The sequence below is a fragment of the Pseudomonas triticicola genome, from assembly GCF_019145375.1.
Lineage (GTDB): Bacteria > Pseudomonadota > Gammaproteobacteria > Pseudomonadales > Pseudomonadaceae > Aquipseudomonas > Aquipseudomonas triticicola.
Window position 1 is genome coordinate 526,543 of the sequence record NZ_JAHSTX010000002.1, and the last position, 16,179, is coordinate 542,721.

A 16,179-nucleotide genomic window follows, 5' to 3' on the forward strand; every position below is an offset into this window, starting at 1 on the left:
CGATTGTACTGCATCACAGGCGCGGCGATTCACTCTCGGGACGGGCTGTCGCATTCTTTGCCCAAAGGGCAGCGGCGCAGCGCAGCGCGGAGTATCGATCAACAGCGAGCGATCTTGTGCGAAGGGCGGTAGAATCAGCGCACTTTCCGTTATCCACAAGTGGCCGACCTTTGCTTATCGAGTCCCGCCGCCGCGCCTATTTGAACGCCATGCAGGTGGTCAACTGGCTGCCGCGCACCGAACTGCCTTTCGCCGCACCGTCGCGGACCGAGCTGCTGGAGATGCCCGAGCCTGAGCTTGAGGTGCCGGTTGTTCCGGCGCCCCAGGACGAAGCACCGGCGCAGCCTGCCGCGCGTCAGGCCGAGCGGCCGAAAATCGAAGTGCCGCGTCCGTCGCTGGCCAGTACCCGCAACGGCGCCAAACCGGTGGAAGAAGTCGACGACACGCCGGTGGTGGTCAAGCCTGCACCAGTCCCGCCGCCACGGTTCGCCCTGCAACTGCTGCGCGCCGGGCGCTGCCTGCTGCTGGTCGAGTTACCCACAGGCGAAGCGTTTCAAAGTCGCGATCCGGCCTACCTGCTGCTCAAGGACATGCTGCGCGCCGCCGGTCTGCCGGATGCGCCGCAAATCGTCGGCGAACCTGTGCGCTGGCCGTGGCTCAATCGCGGCACGCTGGATCAAGGCCCGGAAGCGGCGCGCGACTTCGTGCAGGGTTTTCTCTCGGTGCAGATGGAAGCGGCGCCCTGCGCCTGTCTGTGGCTGATCGGCCTGCCGGCGGTGAAATTTGCCGGGGAAGCGGACGCCGAAGCGTTCAATAGTGAATTGCAGATCGAAGGTCTGGGCCTGGCCTGGGCAATTCCCGGTCTGGAACTGTTAATGGAAGAGCCACAGCGCAAGGCCGCTGTGTGGCAAGCCATGCGTCGGCTGATGGCGCGCTGGAAACAATCCGATGAGTGAGGCTGTAACCTTTCGCCCGATGACCGAGGCGGATCTGGACGCTGTGTTGAAGATCGAATACGCCGCGTACAGCCATCCGTGGACCCGGGGGATTTTTCTCGATGGCCTGGGCAAATACCAGATCTGGCTGATGTTCGAAGGGCAGCAGCAGGTGGGCCACGGTGTGGTGCAGATCATTCTTGATGAGGCGCACCTGCTCAATATTACCGTCAAGCCGGAAAATCAGGGGCGTGGACTGGGGCTGACGTTGCTTGAGCATTTGATGTCGCGTGCGTATGCGGCCGAGGCTCGAGAATGCTTTCTCGAAGTGCGCGACAGCAATACTTCTGCGTTCAGGTTGTATGAGCGGTATGGCTTCAACGAGATCGGCCGCCGTCGCGATTATTATCCGGCGGTGGGTGGGCGTGAGGATGCGGTGGTGATGGCCTGTACCCTGGTTGACTGACCGACCTTGAAAGCTTCGCGAGCAGGCTCGCTCCCACATTGGATTGTGTAACCATCCCTGAACCCTGTGGGAGCGAGCCTGCTCGAGAACGCGTCAGATCATGCGCCTCTTATCTCCGCTTGCCATCCAGCGGATCCAGATCCGCCAGTTCCGCTTCATCCAGCCCGTCACCGCCGCCGATGTCATTTTCATCGACCACGCTCAGATCCCAATCCGCCTGGTTACCCTCACCGACTTCCTCGGCATCGCGCGCGCCGTCCTCGCGAATCAACGTTTCCGGGCTCAGGTCATCATCAGTCGGCTGGTGATCATCCACCGAGGCCCCGGTCATACCCGCCTCACGCACTCGCTCAGCCGGCATCAATTGTTCACGTTCACGCTCGGGCAGCTCATCACCGATCTTCGCGCTGGGCTCTTCGTCGTCGAAATCCAGCTCGTGCACCGAGCCCATGCGGTCTTCGTTATCATCGATGGGTTCCGGTTGCACCGCATCATAAGGGCGTCGTGAATCAGTCATGGCAATTCCTCATAGTGTGGGCCTTACTCAGTGGACTCACCGGGCGCGCGAGAATTCCAACGAAAACACTTTGCGCTGGCGGCGTGACTTCGACGGGTGGTCGTCTATCAAACCTGCGCATCTTTCTTGAGGCCTTATCCATGCACGATCTACAAGACCTGATTGATAACAACGAGCGTTGGGCTGACGCGATCACCAAGGAAGACCCGGATTTCTTCGCCAAACTGGCGCGCCAGCAGACTCCGGAATATCTATGGATCGGCTGCTCCGACGCACGCGTACCGGCCAACGAAATCGTCGGCATGCTGCCGGGCGATCTGTTTGTGCACCGCAACGTCGCCAACGTCGTGCTGCACACCGACCTCAACTGCCTGTCGGTGATCCAGTACGCGGTTGACGTGCTCAAGGTCAAACATATCCTCGTCACCGGCCACTACGGCTGCGGCGGTGTGCGTGCGTCGATGCAGGATCGCCAGTTCGGCCTGATCGACGGCTGGCTGCGGTCGATCCGCGATCTGTATTACGAAAAGCGCGAAGAGCTGGCCAAGCTGGCGACCGAAGAAGAGCAGGTCGATCGCATGTGCGAACTCAACGTGATCCAGCAAGTGGCCAACGTCGCCCACACCAGCATCATCCAGAACGCCTGGCATCGCGGGCAGCCCCTGTCGATCCACGGCTGCATCTACGGCATCAAGGACGGCCGCTGGAAAAGTCTCAACACCACCATCAGTGGTTTCGAACAGTTGCCGCCGCAATACCGTTTGCGTCCGGTCGGCGCGCCGTAACCGCAGCTTTCAGCTTCGGCCTGGATGCCGCCAGCGCTGTAAAAAGCGCTGGCCTTCAGGCGTGGGTGGTTCGTCGTGACCGGTGATCCACCCACGGCAGCGCGACGAGCCGCAATCACAGGCGAACTGGCGTAGCAGTTTGTCTTCGGTCGATGCGTAATCGATGCTCAGATGTTCGCCGCTGTGGATATCTTTCAAGGCCCACAGCCACAATTCGCTCATGTCGAGAAATGCATTCGGGTCGCAGGCGTGTTCCAGCACCCCGCAAAAGCGCGGATCGTAAACGTGGATGCCGGTTTGCAACTGGCGGGTCTGTCGACAGCGATAGGGCAGCAATTGCCCTGACACCCGGCACATTCGGCTGATGCGCAGAAACTCACGGCGCGCGACCACTGCCGTGGCAACGCCTCGTTCGTTGTGGATGATCTGGAAGTCGTCGCAGGATGGAAAGCCCAGCCGCACCGGAAGTCCGGCGAACGGATAGATGCCTTCTGTGTCGCGCGGCAGGTGCCGGCCCATGGCTTGATTGTTCATAACGATCCTTGTTGTTGAGTGTTGCCTCCGGGTTGTGCCCATGCCTCGCCAGGCGAAGCATGATTGGATCCAAGCGTCGCGCAAATGAAGGTACCGGTCTACTGTCAAACCTGACAGGCGCGATCACCGTTGCCCCGCGTCAGCATTGGCTGACACGGGGGCTCCGGCAGCGATTACAGAGCGGGTGCGGGCACGGCGGCCGCAGGCAAGGGCGCTTTCAGCTGTTGCAGTTGCGTCTTGACTGGTGCCGTGGCGCACTTGGCTGCGGCTTGTTCGGCGCTGAGGTCGCGGATCGAGGTGTAGAACAACTCGCAGGTTTTGACCTTTTGCGTCACTTGCCATGTTTGCGTGCAACTGTTCAGCGTGGCCTGCGCATCGCTGCCCGGCTTGCTGCCCATCCCGGCCTGCCAGCAAGCCGCGCTCAAATCCTGGCCCATGACTTTCAGGCCCGCCGCGTCAGCCTTGGCCTGGGCATCGTCGCCGGTATAGCTCTTCGGATCGGCGGCGTACCAGATATAGCTCGGATGATTCGAGCCGAGCACCGGCACATTCAGCCCTTCGCTCGGACTGATGCTTGCCAGACCCAATACGCCAACTGTCGGCCCATACTGTTCCTTGATCCAGTTGCGCACCGGCGCCCCGAACGCAACCATCGGCAGCGGCGTGCCGCTGGCGGTCTGGCTGAACTGCTTGACCAGCGTGGTCTGGTAATCCTTGAAGTAGTCGTAGACGTCCTCCAAATCCCCGCCGGCATTGGACGGCGCGGCGATCGGCGCGATGTCGATGATGGTCTGGTAAGCCGGCGTCTGCCCGGCGGGGATGCCGTTATCGGTCAGCAAAGTCGCCCAGCGGTCGGTGGTGTTCGAGCGCAGATAATCCTGCGCCTGCGTCAGCGAGTAATCGGGCGGGAAGTGCAGCAGCTCGACGCTTTTACGATTTTCCAAGGCCATGCCCAGCGGCAGGAACAGATACCAGCTATAGGCCCATTTGCCATCGGCATTGAGCTTGCTGGCGCCGGCATAAGCCAGGTCGCCGGCGTCGAGCAACGCTGACAGCGGCTTGTCATAGCCGTCCGGCACTCCGGTGATCTCGGCGTAAAGCTGATCGTTGTCGGTCTTCACCAGCACCTTGGCATCGGCGTAACCATCGCGCTGGACGCTCTGGCTCAGGTAATGCGCGACGGTCTGCTCCAGCGTCCAGTTGCGGAAGCAGATCACGCTGCAATTGTTGGGGAAGGCGAAGAGCCGCGTGACGCGCTCGGTGCTGCCCAGTTTCACGTCGACATCGGCGTGGACGGCGGCGCTTAGCGTCAGTGCAACGAGGGTAAGTCCTGCGAGTTTGAACATGCTCAGATCCTTTTCAGCGTGGGTTCCCCTCGATTTGGGGGCGCTTCATAGTGGATCAGCGGTGTTTGACAGAAAAGCGGTTGAGTGTGGATTCTTGCCTGAATGCGGTATTACCCAAGCAGCGCACATATTGTTACGGCTGTGCCAACAAGCACGCTGCCTGGTGTACGTCCGCACTGCTAGACTGCAACGACATCGAATTTTCCAAGGGTGAGTCATGAAGCCTTCTACTGCTCTCGACATGCAAAGGTCCGCCGTCCGCGAAGTGATCGGGCGCTTTCGTGTGGCCAACCCGCGTGTATTTGGTTCAGCATTGCTGGGGACGGATCTGGACGGTAGCGATCTCGATCTGCTGGTTGACCCGCTGCCCGGCACGACGCTTTTTGATCTGGGCGGACTTCAGGTTGAGCTTGAAGACCTGCTGGGTGTTGCGGTCGAGGTGCTGACCCCCGGCGACCTGCCCGTGAAATTTCGTCAGCAGGTGCTTGATCAGGCGCGACCCGTCTAAAGCAGCGATCAAACCAAGTTTTAAGAGCACCTGCCCTTGAGCAGGTGCGTTTTTATCGACTTACGGCATCACTGGCGGCGTATACGCCAATGTCGTCCCCAGCGCCCACAACAGCAGCAGCACCAGTGGCGTGTGCACCAGCAGTTGCACGAACGAGAAGCCGATCAGATCCCGCGCCTTCAACCCGAGCACGCCCAGCAGCGGCAGCATATAGAACGGGTTGATCAGGTTCGGCAGGGCTTCGGCGGCGTTGTAGATCTGCACTGCCCAGCCGAGGTGGTATTGCAGGTCATTGGCGACTTGCATCACGTAGGGCGCTTCGATGATCCATTTGCCGCCGCCGGACGGGATGAAGAAACCGAGAATCGCCGAATAGACGCCCATCAGCAGCGCGTAGGTGTCGTGGGAGGCGATGCTGACGAAGAAGGTCGAGATGTGATGCGCGAGGGTTTGCGCATCGGCTCCTTTGACCGTGGTCATCAGCGCGGCGATCGAGCCGTACAACGGAAACTGGATCAATACGCCGGTGGTGGTCGGCACCGCACGGGCCACCGCATCCAGAAAGCTGCGCGGGCGCCAGTGCAGCAGCGCGCCAAGCATGATGAACAGGAAGTTGTAGGTGTTCAGGCCGGAAATCGCAGTAATTGCCGGTTTAGTCGAAAACTCGTGAAACAGCCATCCCGCCGCCAGCAGCACCAGCACAATGATCAGCAACGGGCTGTGTTCCAGCCATTCGCCGGGGCGAGTGCGCGGTTGCAGTGGCGGCAGGTTGAACGCCGGGTCGATGCCGCAGGCCTTGGCGTCGCGTGCCGAGTTCGGCCCGGGGGCGGTGGCGTAGGCGATGATGATCGAGATCACGATCAGTGCCAGCAGCATGACCCCGGACTGCCAGAGAAAAATGGTTTCGGTGAACGGGATTACGCCAGTGATCGACAGGATCGACGGCGGCAGGCTGCCCGGGTTGGCCTGCAACTGCGCGGCGGACGATGACAAGCCCAGCGCCCACACCGCGCCGAGGCCCAGATATGCCGCAGCACCGGCCGCGCGGTAATCCATTTTCAGGTCGGTGCGGCGGGCGAGGGCGCGTACCAGCAGTCCGCCGAATACCAGCGACAGGCCCCAATTGAGCAGCGATGCGACCATCGAGATCAACGCCACCCAGGCCACGGCGGAGCGGCCGTTCTTCGGGATGCGTGCCAGTTTGTCGATCAGTTTGACTGCGGGCGGAGAGCTGGCGACGACGTAGCCGCCGATCACCACGAAGGCCATCTGCATGGTGAACGGGATCAGGCTCCAGAAGCCGTCGCCGAAGGCCATCGCTGCAGCGGTGGGTTTGGCGCCCATGGCCAACGTGGCCAGCGCAACGATGATCACGGCCAACGCGGCGAATACCCAGGAGTCGGGAAACCAGCGTTCGGCAAAACTGGAACAGCGCAGGGCAAAGCGCGCGGAGCGGCTATCTTCGATATCAACGGCCACGGGAAGTACCTCGGATTTTTTATGGTTATTTTGATCCGTGGGAGCAGTCGCCCGGCTCGACAGCCACAGAGATCCCCTGTGGGAGCGAGCCTGCTCGCGAAGACGTCGGCACATTCAGCATCGGGTTGTCTGAACTGACGCTTTCGCGAGCAGGCTCGCTCCCACATGGGCGGCTGGTCGGTGTTGGCGTGGTCCCTTGGACAGGCGCTAACAGTAAATCAAGCGCCGCCCTTTTGTTGAGCAGGTTTTCGCAAACCGAGACTATGGTCTGACGGGTTGTCGATCCGCGCATTTGCGTAGACCATGAGCGCCTTGGTTTTTGCCGATGCCTGAGTTCTTTGTCATGACTGCCAATTCTCCAGCCCGACCGGCGCCGTTCAGCCGCTCCGACTACAAGACCCTCGGCCTTGCCGCGCTCGGCGGGGCGCTGGAAATCTACGATTTCATCATCTTCGTATTCTTCGCACTGACCCTGAGTCAGCTGTTCTTCCCCCCGGAAATGCCCGAGTGGCTGCGTTTGCTGCAAAGCTTCGGCATCTTCGTCACCGGTTATCTGGCGCGGCCGCTGGGCGGGATTCTGATGGCGCATTTCGCCGACCGTCTTGGCCGCAAAAAGGTCTTCAGCCTGAGCATCCTGATGATGGCGCTGCCGTGCCTGCTGATCGGGATCATGCCGACCTACGCACAGATCGGCTATTTCGCACCCTTACTATTGCTGGCGCTGCGCATCCTGCAAGGCGCGGCGGTGGGCGGAGAAGTGCCGAGTGCCTGGGTGTTCGTCGCCGAGCATGCCCCGACCGGTCATCGCGGTTACGCCCTCGGTTTCCTGCAAGCCGGCCTGACCTTCGGTTACCTGATCGGCGCACTCACCGCGACCTTCCTCGCGCAGGTTTTCACGCCTGCGGAAATTCTCGATTACGCCTGGCGCTATCCGTTTCTGCTCGGCGGCGTGTTCGGCGTGGTGGGCGTTTATCTGCGCCGCTGGCTCAGCGAAACCCCGGTGTTCATGGCCATGGAGGCGCAACGCGAAGCGCGGGTCGAACTGCCGTTGCGCACGGTGCTGCGTGAACATCGTCTGGCCATGCTGCCGGCCATGTTGCTCACCTGTGTGCTGACCTCGGCAGTGGTGGTGTTCGTCGTCATCACCCCGACCATGATGCAGAAAACCTTCGGCATGACCGCCAGTCACACCTTCGGCCTCAGTGCCTTGGGCATCGTCTTCCTCAATATCGGTTGCGTGATCGCGGGGCTGCTGGTCGACCGCATCGGCGCCTGGCGCACGGTCATGCTCTACAGCCTGTTGCTGCCATTGGGCATTGGCGTGCTGTATGGCTGTCTGATCATGGGCGGGCATTGGATCGGCATGGCCTATGCGGTCGCCGGTCTCGCTTGTGGGGTAGTGGGTGCGGTGCCTTCGGTGATGGTCGGGTTGTTCCCGGCGCGGATTCGCGTGTCGGGCATTTCCTTCACCTACAACATTGCCTACGCGGCGTGGGCAAGTATCACGCCGCTGTTGCTGATTGGTCTGATGCCGTGGAGCCCATGGATCTGCGTGTTCTTCTGTGCAGTGATGGGCGCGGTGGGGATTGTGACGGCGGCGTATTTCGGTGCGCGCATGCCACGTACCGGACCGTGTCAGGCTGCCGGCGCTGCCTGAACCGCAAGCGCCGGATTATTTTCGACTGACGGGTCTGGAGCTGGCTTCAGAAAAGCTGCGCAAGGCCGATGGCTAGGTTGTATCCGCTAACTACCCTGCCATCGGTGCTTTCCCATGTTCAATAAACGCTTGAAACAAGAGCTGGCCGCTCTGCGCGAAGAACTTTCCAGCCTTGTACAAGTGAAGGAAAGCCTGGAAAGCGAAATGCTCGCGCTGACCCTTGAGCCCGACGGGCGGATTCGTTCGGTCAACCAGAATTTTCTCGATGAAATGCTCTACAAGAGCCAGGACCTGGTCGGCCGGGCAATTGAAGACATCGTGCCGGCCCACGTCAAAACCGACGAATTCCATCAGCGCTTCAAAAACTCGATGAGCCGTGGCGAGCATTTTGCCGGCGCCGTGCGCCTGTTGCGCGGCAATGGCGACGAGGCGTGGCTGCGTTCCATCGTGCAACCGGTGCGCTCGTCCGATGGCCGGATCAGACACATTTCCTTCTACGCCAGCGACCTGACCCGCACCATCGAAGCCTCCCGCGAGCATGAGAACCTGATCGGCGCGCTGGTGCGCTCCACCGCCGTGATCGAGTTCGATCTCAACGGCAATGTGCTCAGCGCCAATGATCGCTTCCTCAACGGCATGGGTTACAGCCTGGCGCAGATCAAAGGCAAACATCACCGCACGTTCTGCGCCCCGGATGAGTACAACAGCGCCGAGTACCAGAACTTCTGGCGGCGCTTGAACAGCGGTGAGTTTGTCGCTGGCCGCTTCAAGCGTATCGACAGCCATGGTCGTACGGTGTGGCTGGAAGCGTCCTACAACCCGGTGGTTGATGCCAACGACAAACTGTACAAAGTGGTGAAGTTCGCCACGGTGATTACCGATCAGGTCAACCGCGAGCAGGCGGTTGCCGACGCGGCCAGCATCGCTTACAGCACCTCGCAACAAACCGACAGCACCGCGCAACGGGGCACCACGGTTGTCACCGAAGCGGTGAACGTGATGCGTGATTTGTCGCGGCACATGCAAGCCGCCGGCGAAGGTATCGAGGCGCTCAACGAGCAGTCGCTGGTGATAGGCACGATCGTCAAAACCATCAGCGGCATTGCCGAACAGACCAACCTGCTGGCGCTCAACGCTGCCATTGAGGCGGCGCGCGCCGGTGAGCAGGGGCGTGGTTTTGCGGTGGTGGCCGACGAGGTTCGGCAACTGGCCTCGCGCACCAGCCAGGCGACGGACGAAATCGTCGGCGTGGTACGGCAGAACCAGGAAATGGCGCGCAATGCCGTGGCGCTGATGACCGACGGCAAGCTCCAGGCTGAACAGGGCCTGGCGTTGGCGGCGGAGGCAGGCACGGTGATCGTCGAGATTCAGGACGGTGCGCAGAAAGTGGTGGATGCGGTGGGGCAGTTTGCCAATCAGCTCTCTCGCTGATCGACACTGATCAACTGTGGGAGCGAGCCTGCTCGCGAAGGCGGTGTGTCATTCAACATTGATCTGACTGACCTTTCGCCTTCGCGAGCAAGCTCGCTCCCACAGGTTTTTCACCCGCCTTCTTTCTGTGGTCTGGCGCTACAATCGGCTCCTTTTCCCCGGAGCAGATCCCATGAGCGTCTCCCACCGCCGTCCGGTGCCTCTGAACAAAGCCTATCGCCTGCTCAACCACGGGCCGACCGTGCTGGTCAGCGCCGCTCACGACGGCCAGCGCAATATCATGGCCGCCGCCTGGGCCATGCCGCTGGATTTCGAACCGCCGAAAGTCGCCGTCGTCCTCGACAAATCCACCTGGACCCGGCAGTTGCTCGAAGCCTCCGGCACCTTTGTGCTGAACGTGCCTTGCGTCAATCAGGCCGATATCGTGCAAACCGTCGGCAACACCTCCGGCCTGGAAATCACCCGCAACCAAGGTCAGGACAAGTTTCAGGCGTACGGCCTACACACCTTCGCTGGCGAACAGATTGAAGCGCCGCTGCTCGAGGGCTGTGTCGCTTGGCTCGAATGCCGCCTGCTGCCGGAGCCGCGCAATCACGAGCAATACGACCTGTTCCTCGCCGAAGTCATCGCCGCCCAGGCCGACGAGCGTGTGTTCAGCGATGGGCGCTGGCATTTCGAGGGGCAGGATGGATTGCGCACGCTGCATCACGTTGCGGGCGGGCATTTCCTGACGATTGGGGATGGGGTGGATGGCAAGACGTTGGCGGTCTGATTTACTCCCGGGAGAAGGCCTGCTGCTCGGCAGGCCTTTTTCAATGCAGTGTTTCAGTCCCCCAACGCTTCTCCCTCACGCCGAGGATCGGCCCCCCCCGTCAAGGTCGCTTTGCCCTGCGCATCCTTCACCCGCACGATCGCTTGGGTGCCGCTGGTCATGTCGATTTCACTGACCGTGTGCCCTTTGTCTTTCAACGCCTGAATCAGCACCGGGCTGAACTGTCCCTGTTCCAGTTCGGTGGGACCGTTGCGGCTGCCGAAGTTGGGCAGGTTAATTGCACTTTGTGCATCGAGGTTCCAGTCGAGCAGGCCGATGGTGGTTTTCGCCACGTATTCGATGATTTGCGAGCCGCCGGGGGAGCCGACTGTGGCGACGAATTCACCAGTGTTGCGATCAAAGATCAGCGTCGGCGCCATCGACGAACGTGGGCGTTTGCCCGGTTCGACGCGGTTGGCGACTTTCTGCCCGTTCTCTTCGGGGATGAACGAGAAGTCGGTCATCTGGTTGTTCAGCAGAAAACCCTGAACCATCAGGTGCGAGCCGAACGCGGCTTCGATGGTGGTGGTCATCGAAACGGCGCCGCCGAGATCATCCACCGCGACCACTTGCGAGGTCGAGATGCGCAACGGCGAGCGGTCCGGTGCGTAGGCAACCTGTACGCCCGGCGGTGTGCCCGGTTTGGCGCTGCCCATGCTGCGCTCGCCGATCAGGCTGGCGCGGCTGGCCAGATAGGCAGGATCGAGCAACCCTTTGACCGGCACCGGGACGAAGTCGGTGTCGGCCACGTATTGCGCACGATCGGCATAGGCCAGGCGTTCGGCCTCGGCGATCAGGTGCACTGCTTGCGGCACCGGTTCGATGCCGGCCGGCTTATCGGTTTTCATTGGTTTGAGCGGGGGCAGCGACAGGCGTGGATCGCGAGTCTCCAGCGCCTGCAACGTGCCGAGAATCTGCGCCACGGCGATCCCGCCCGACGACGGTGGCGGCATGCCGCAGACCTGCCAACGCTTGTAGTCGGTACACAGCGGCGCGCGTTCCTTGGCCTGATAACGCTGCAAATCGTTCAGCGACAGGCTGCCGGGGTTGGCGTGCTGTTGAACCTTGGCGACGATTTCTTCGGCGATCGGACCTTTGTACAGCGCATCGGCACCTTCGCTGGCGATGCGTTTGAACACGGCGGCCAACTTCGGGTTATGCAGGCGCGTGCCGACAGCTTTGACGCTACCATCATCGTTCAGAAAGTACGCAGCCATGTCTGGCGACTGGCGTATCAGTGGATCGGCAGTCAGCAGCGAATGCAGACGCGGGGAAATCGCAAAGCCTTGCTCGGCCAGTTTGATCGCTGGCTCAAACAGCTTCGCCCATGGCAAGCGACCGTGCTGCCGATGCGCCAGCTCCAGCGCGCGCAATACCCCGGGCGTACCGACCGAGCGCCCGCCGATCTGCGCTTGCGTGAAAGCCATCGGTTTACCGTCAGCCTTCAGGAACAGCTTCTCGGTGGCCCCGGCCGGCGCCGTTTCGCGGCCGTCATAGGTGCGCACCTGCTTGCCATCCCACAACACAATCATCGCCCCGCCACCGATCCCGGAAGACTGCGGCTCAACCAGCGTCAACACCGCCTGCATCGCAATCGCCGCATCAATCGCCGAACCACCCTGACGCAACATCTCCCGCCCGGCTTCGGCCGCGAGCGGATTGGCAGCGGCAGCCATGTGTTTATTGGCGTGTCGGGTTTGCAGATCAGTGCGGTAACCGGATGCAGCTTCCGGTGCCAGCGGCAACGAAGAAGAGGGCGGGGTGTTGCATGCGGTGAGGGTCAGAGCGCTGACAAGCAGTGTCAGGGCTGGCAGGCGAAAGCGCTTCAAAGGCTGGGCTGGAAACACGCGGGATCTCCGTCCGTGGGGTGAAAGTCTTGGGGGACTTTATCGAGCGGGCCGGCGGGGTGCAAACCGCGTGGGGATTACAGCCCTCCCGCTCAGCGGCCGCGCCAATCGATTGGCCGAAAACGATGCCCTTGTGGGAGCGAGCCTGCTCGCGAAAGCGGTAGCTCAGGCGGTGCTATTTTCTTAGTTCTTAGTCGTGTGAAGCGTGCCGTCGGCCATTTTGCTCGGCAGCATTCCCAGCACAAACACGCTGGCCGGCCCGCCGGCGCCACGGATGGCCCAGTTCAGGCGCTGTTGCAAAATCCCGCCGCCGGCCAGCCGCCCCAAAGCCAGGTCGGCGCCAATTGCCGTCGCGACAGCGGTACTGGCGGAGGGCATGAGCATGGCGCCGGCGACCATGATCTTGCCGAAGTTGCTGGCTGGCTCCTCGGCAGTGCCAGCGTCCGTGCGACACCAGTTGTCCGGCGTGCAGGACTTGGCAAATACCCTGTCTTCGCGTGGCTTGGGCGCAGGCCACTCATCCTTCTCGATGTACACCGGCTCCGGCGCTTTCGGTGGAAGCAAAGTAAACCAGGCCCTGCCACCGCTATACGGATTTAAAAACCAGTCATCATCGAGAAGGTATTTGTATTGAGGCATGCCAACTCCCTGCATGGCGCTGAATCGAGCCAGGGGAGCTTGTCGGTCGAAGGGCAATTCGGGGAGAGAGGGGCGAGTGCTTGAAGTTATGAAAAATACAGTTCTTACGTGAGCAAAGCCTGCTTCCTACAGGGCTATCTCAGTCCAGCGGTTTTGCGCCTGATTCAGGCAAAACCATTGTCGGTCGCGCCTGTAGTCTTTTCCTTTGAATCGCTGACTACGCCGGATTTCTCTTACAGATTATTCAGGTCGACAGCCTACGCGGCGTTGCCTGAGGATGGTTTCTGTACGGTTGCCAGGAGGGGCTTCACTTTTGCTGGGCGGTGGAACAAAACAAAGGCAGCAACACGACATCGATCACTCAAAAGAAATCTGGAAGGCGCTGAAGAGGTAGCTCAATGAAAAGCGTAAGCAATCACGAGGACAGTGTTCTCGAAATGCTGCGCACGGACGAGAATTTCGCTCTCGAATATCTCGTTGCAGCATTGGAAGAAATTGATGAAGAGGGCGGTGAGTCTGTGTTTCTCACCGCGGTGCGACGTGTGGTGGAAGCGAGAGGCGGTTTTGCCGCTGTCTCCAACGCAACCGGACTCAATAGAGGCAATCTTTACCGCCAATTTTCAGCAGATGGAAACCCAGGCCTTTCTACGCTACTGAAGGTGCTGTCTGCTGTGGGGCTCGGTTTGTCGAAGTGGTCGCTCACAGTCAGGATGATCAGGAACACACAGCAGCGTGATCCACCGTGGTAATAAGAAGCCCGGCTTGATGGCGGGCTTTCTGATTTTTTCCCTGCGGCATTTCTCTGATGGGGCACGTGGAATTGATCCGCTGACATTAAGCGGTAGGTTGCGAGTGAAGCAGAGCGCAACTTTTCTCAAGGCATAAAAAAACGGCCTACCTTTCGGTAAGCCGTTTTTAGTACTTGGTGGCTACACAGGGACTTGAACCCCGGACCCCAGCATTATGAATGCTATGCTCTAACCAACTGAGCTATGTAGCCAAGTGGCGCGCATTATTCCCCTGAAATGGCAAAGCGTCAAGCGTAAATCGAAAATATTTCTTCCTGTTTTCAACCGCTTATCCTCCAGCCCCGAAAATCGGGGCCGGGGAGGGCGTCAGCGTAGCTGGAATCTGGCGGTATTGGCGCTCAGGGCTTCGCTGCCTTGGCTCAAGGTGTCTGCCGCGAGGTTCACGGCGCGTGCGCCTTCGAGCAAACGCACCGCTGCCTGATCGACCTGCTGGATATTGCCGCTGACTTCGTCGGCGGTGCTGGCCTGTTCTTCAACCGCCGTGGCGATTTGCGCCAGGGTGTCAGTGACGCTCTGCACCGCACTGGCGATTTCGCCCAGGCGTTCGCCGAGTCCGGTGACCGCCTCGGCATCCGATTGCGCCTGACCACAGGCGGCTTCCATCAGGCTTACCGCTTCGTTGACCGTGGCACGCAGGCTGTCGACAGTGCCGGCGATCTGCGCGGTGGACGATTGCGTGCGTTGCGAGAGGCCGCGCACCTCGTCGGCGACCACGGCAAAGCCGCGACCCTGTTCGCCGGCGCGGGCGGCTTCGATGGCGGCGTTGAGTGCGAGCAGGTTGGTCTGCTCGGCGACGCCGCGAATGGTGTCCACGACCAGTTGAATCTGCTGGCCTTGCTCGCTGACCCGGCCAAGCGCGGCGGCGGTGTCGTTCAGGCGCTGATTGAGCTGCTGAATGCTGGCCGTGGTGCGTTGGCTGTCGCGGCTGCTGTCGGCGGCGATGCGCCGGGTCTGCTGGGCGCTGCCCGAGGCCTGTTCGCAACTCTGCGCGACGCCTTGCGAGGTCGCGGCCAATTGCGTGGCGGCAGCGGCGATCTGGCTGATCTGCAACTGCTGCGCCTCGACTTCGCTCAGGGCGCCGCTGGAGTGTTGGTTGAGGCTGCGCACCGCGTTGCTCAACTGCGAGGTCTCGTGGTCGACGCCGAGCATGCTGCTGCGCAGTTGCACCACGGCGACGTTGAGCGCGGTGCTGATCGCTGCCAGCTCATCGCGCCCCACCACTGGCACTTGCAGGCTCAGGTTACCGTCGCGCAAAGCTTCGGCGAGTAGGGTGATGCCGCTGGCACTGCGGCGGATCGAGGCTTGCAGGCAGACGAACAGGTACAACGCGGCCAGCAGCAGGCAACCGAAGATTGCGGCGACAAGAATGAACTGGCGGATCGCCGAGCTGTAATACGCATCGAGCCGCTGATCCAGCGCGACCAGGGATTGCTGGCGCAGGGAAGCGAGGTCGGTGAGCAGCGCGTCGAGGCTGCGTTCGAAGTCCTCTGGCTTGAGGTTGATGCTGCCGCCAAACACACCGTCGTCGAGGACTTTCAGGCCGCTGTCGAGGTGTTTCAGGCTGTCGTGATACTGACCGGCCCAGGCTTGCAGTTCGGCTGGCAGACGCGCCTCCAGCAGACCGGCGGTTTTCACCAGTTGCTCGCGGGCGTCCCCGATGCGACTGCGCAGGTCGCGCAACTGCAAGCGACTTTGCAGGGTGAACTGGCCGGAAACGACTGAGGCCTGACCGACCGCCGCCAGACGGCCGACTCGCTCGATCAGGTCCGGCGCATGTTGTGTGGATATTTGCGTCAGCAGGTAGGTTTCCAGCCAGGGCGCGAGGGTCAGGCGATTGTCCATGACGATCTGCTCGCGCAACGCTTGCAGCGCGGCCAAGGCATTGGTGAAACGGTCGTAACCGTCCGGCCACCAACCGACGCTGCTAAGGCTTTTCGAATCAAGGCCATTGAGTGCGGTTTGCAGCGCCTGAAAGCGCTCGAGGATTGCGCCGTCGGCGCCTTGCTGGTTCAGGGCATTGCCCAGCTCGGTGGTGGCTTGCAACACCGCCGGTTGCACGCCATCGAAGGCAGCCATGGCGGCGAGGGTGGCCGGTGTCGGCTGACGATTGGTCTCGGTGGCGCGCCAGCGGGCGGCGCGGTCGCGTTGCGCGGCGAGCAGGTTGTCCAGCGCATCCAGCGCGAGCAATTGACGTACCCCGGCACGTTCGCCGGAAATCAGATTGAGCTTCTCGCGATAGTCATGGCCGATCATCAACAGGCTGCCGGCCAGCGGCAGAATGAACAGCAGAAACAATAATTGGAATTTACCTGCGAAGCCAAACCGCCCCAGCAATTTGATCCCCGGTGAAAGGAAAGCCTGCATGCCTCATGACTCCTCTGGACACCACGCACCATTGGCGTGCATCGCAAGCTG

Annotated in this window: 14 protein-coding genes, 1 tRNA gene and 2 pseudogenes; 9 read left to right on the forward strand and 8 right to left on the reverse strand. The window is 61.2% G+C overall.

From position 1 onward, the window contains the following. Positions 1-209: 209 nt before the first annotated feature. Together KVG85_RS24230 and rimI are read left to right on the forward strand one after the other, a co-directional pair. Positions 210-956 carry an energy transducer TonB gene (locus KVG85_RS24230; protein WP_217865369.1) on the forward strand — a complete coding sequence of 249 codons (747 nt, stop codon included), beginning with the start codon at positions 210-212 and terminating at the stop codon, positions 954-956. Further along, a complete protein-coding gene (gene rimI, locus KVG85_RS24235) occupies positions 949-1,401 on the forward strand; it encodes a ribosomal protein S18-alanine N-acetyltransferase (protein WP_217865227.1) in 453 nt (150 codons plus the stop codon). The genes KVG85_RS24230 and rimI overlap by 8 nt, the downstream gene beginning before the upstream one ends. A gap of 109 nt (positions 1,402-1,510) precedes the next feature. On the opposite strand, the gene KVG85_RS24240 is transcribed toward rimI, so the two are convergent. Beyond that, positions 1,511-1,918 carry a hypothetical protein gene (locus KVG85_RS24240; protein WP_024014311.1) on the reverse strand — a complete coding sequence of 136 codons (408 nt, stop codon included), beginning with the start codon at positions 1,916-1,918 and terminating at the stop codon, positions 1,511-1,513. A 140-nt stretch (positions 1,919-2,058) separates the two neighbouring features. On the opposite strand from KVG85_RS24240, the gene can reads away from it, so the two are divergent. Beyond that, positions 2,059-2,703: a carbonate dehydratase gene (gene can, locus KVG85_RS24245; RefSeq protein WP_039761245.1), complete on the forward strand. Its 645-nt coding sequence runs from the start codon at positions 2,059-2,061 to the stop codon at positions 2,701-2,703. A gap of 9 nt (positions 2,704-2,712) precedes the next feature. Here can and KVG85_RS24250 read toward each other — a convergent pair whose 3' ends face one another. Both KVG85_RS24250 and KVG85_RS24255 read right to left on the reverse strand, forming a co-directional pair. Further along, the gene (locus KVG85_RS24250) at positions 2,713-3,237 is read right to left on the reverse strand and encodes an SET domain-containing protein-lysine N-methyltransferase (protein WP_217865228.1); all 525 of its coding nucleotides are present in this window, start codon (positions 3,235-3,237) and stop codon (positions 2,713-2,715) included. 173 nt (positions 3,238-3,410) lie between these two features. After that, a complete protein-coding gene (locus tag KVG85_RS24255; protein ID WP_217865229.1) occupies positions 3,411-4,583 on the reverse strand; it encodes a hypothetical protein in 1,173 nt (390 codons plus the stop codon). A 217-nt stretch (positions 4,584-4,800) separates the two neighbouring features. Here KVG85_RS24255 and KVG85_RS24260 point away from each other — a divergent pair, with 217 nt between their 5' ends. Further along, positions 4,801-5,091 carry a nucleotidyltransferase family protein gene (locus tag KVG85_RS24260; protein WP_042609686.1) on the forward strand — a complete coding sequence of 97 codons (291 nt, stop codon included), beginning with the start codon at positions 4,801-4,803 and terminating at the stop codon, positions 5,089-5,091. Positions 5,092-5,151: 60 nt separating this feature from the next. On the opposite strand, the gene KVG85_RS24265 is transcribed toward KVG85_RS24260, so the two are convergent. After that, positions 5,152-6,570, reverse strand: coding sequence for a short-chain fatty acid transporter (locus KVG85_RS24265; RefSeq protein ID WP_016773194.1), 1,419 nt, complete (start codon positions 6,568-6,570; stop codon positions 5,152-5,154). Positions 6,571-6,913: 343 nt separating this feature from the next. Between KVG85_RS24265 and KVG85_RS24270 the strand changes: the two genes are divergently transcribed. The 4 genes and pseudogenes from KVG85_RS24270 to KVG85_RS24280 all read left to right on the forward strand — a co-directional run bounded on the left by KVG85_RS24270 (position 6,914) and on the right by KVG85_RS24280 (position 10,430). Further along, on the forward strand, positions 6,914-8,227 hold the full coding sequence (locus KVG85_RS24270; RefSeq protein WP_217865230.1) for an MFS transporter: 1,314 nt from the start codon (positions 6,914-6,916) through the stop codon (positions 8,225-8,227). Between the two features lie 204 nt (positions 8,228-8,431). After that, positions 8,432-9,118: pseudogene (locus KVG85_RS26380) on the forward strand (PAS domain-containing protein); the annotation flags it as partial. A 102-nt stretch (positions 9,119-9,220) separates the two neighbouring features. Then, positions 9,221-9,658: pseudogene (locus KVG85_RS26385) on the forward strand (methyl-accepting chemotaxis protein); the annotation flags it as partial. 172 nt (positions 9,659-9,830) lie between these two features. Beyond that, positions 9,831-10,430, forward strand: a complete 600-nt coding sequence (locus KVG85_RS24280; RefSeq protein ID WP_217865232.1) for a flavin reductase family protein — start codon at positions 9,831-9,833, stop codon at positions 10,428-10,430. A 53-nt stretch (positions 10,431-10,483) separates the two neighbouring features. Here KVG85_RS24280 and ggt read toward each other — a convergent pair whose 3' ends face one another. Continuing rightward, complete coding sequence (ggt, locus tag KVG85_RS24285; RefSeq protein ID WP_217865233.1) at positions 10,484-12,316, reverse strand: gamma-glutamyltransferase; 1,833 nt, start codon at positions 12,314-12,316, stop codon at positions 10,484-10,486. A gap of 183 nt (positions 12,317-12,499) precedes the next feature. Then, positions 12,500-12,955, reverse strand: coding sequence for a hypothetical protein (locus KVG85_RS24290; protein WP_217865234.1), 456 nt, complete (start codon positions 12,953-12,955; stop codon positions 12,500-12,502). A gap of 398 nt (positions 12,956-13,353) precedes the next feature. On the opposite strand from KVG85_RS24290, the gene KVG85_RS24295 reads away from it, so the two are divergent. After that, positions 13,354-13,704: a helix-turn-helix domain-containing transcriptional regulator gene (locus KVG85_RS24295; RefSeq protein ID WP_217865235.1), complete on the forward strand. Its 351-nt coding sequence runs from the start codon at positions 13,354-13,356 to the stop codon at positions 13,702-13,704. A gap of 174 nt (positions 13,705-13,878) precedes the next feature. Here the strand turns inward: KVG85_RS24295 and KVG85_RS24300 are convergent. Continuing rightward, positions 13,879-13,955 (reverse strand) — tRNA-Met (locus KVG85_RS24300). 115 nt (positions 13,956-14,070) lie between these two features. Next, positions 14,071-16,128: a methyl-accepting chemotaxis protein gene (locus KVG85_RS24305; protein ID WP_217865236.1), complete on the reverse strand. Its 2,058-nt coding sequence runs from the start codon at positions 16,126-16,128 to the stop codon at positions 14,071-14,073. Positions 16,129-16,179: the final 51 nt, after the last annotated feature.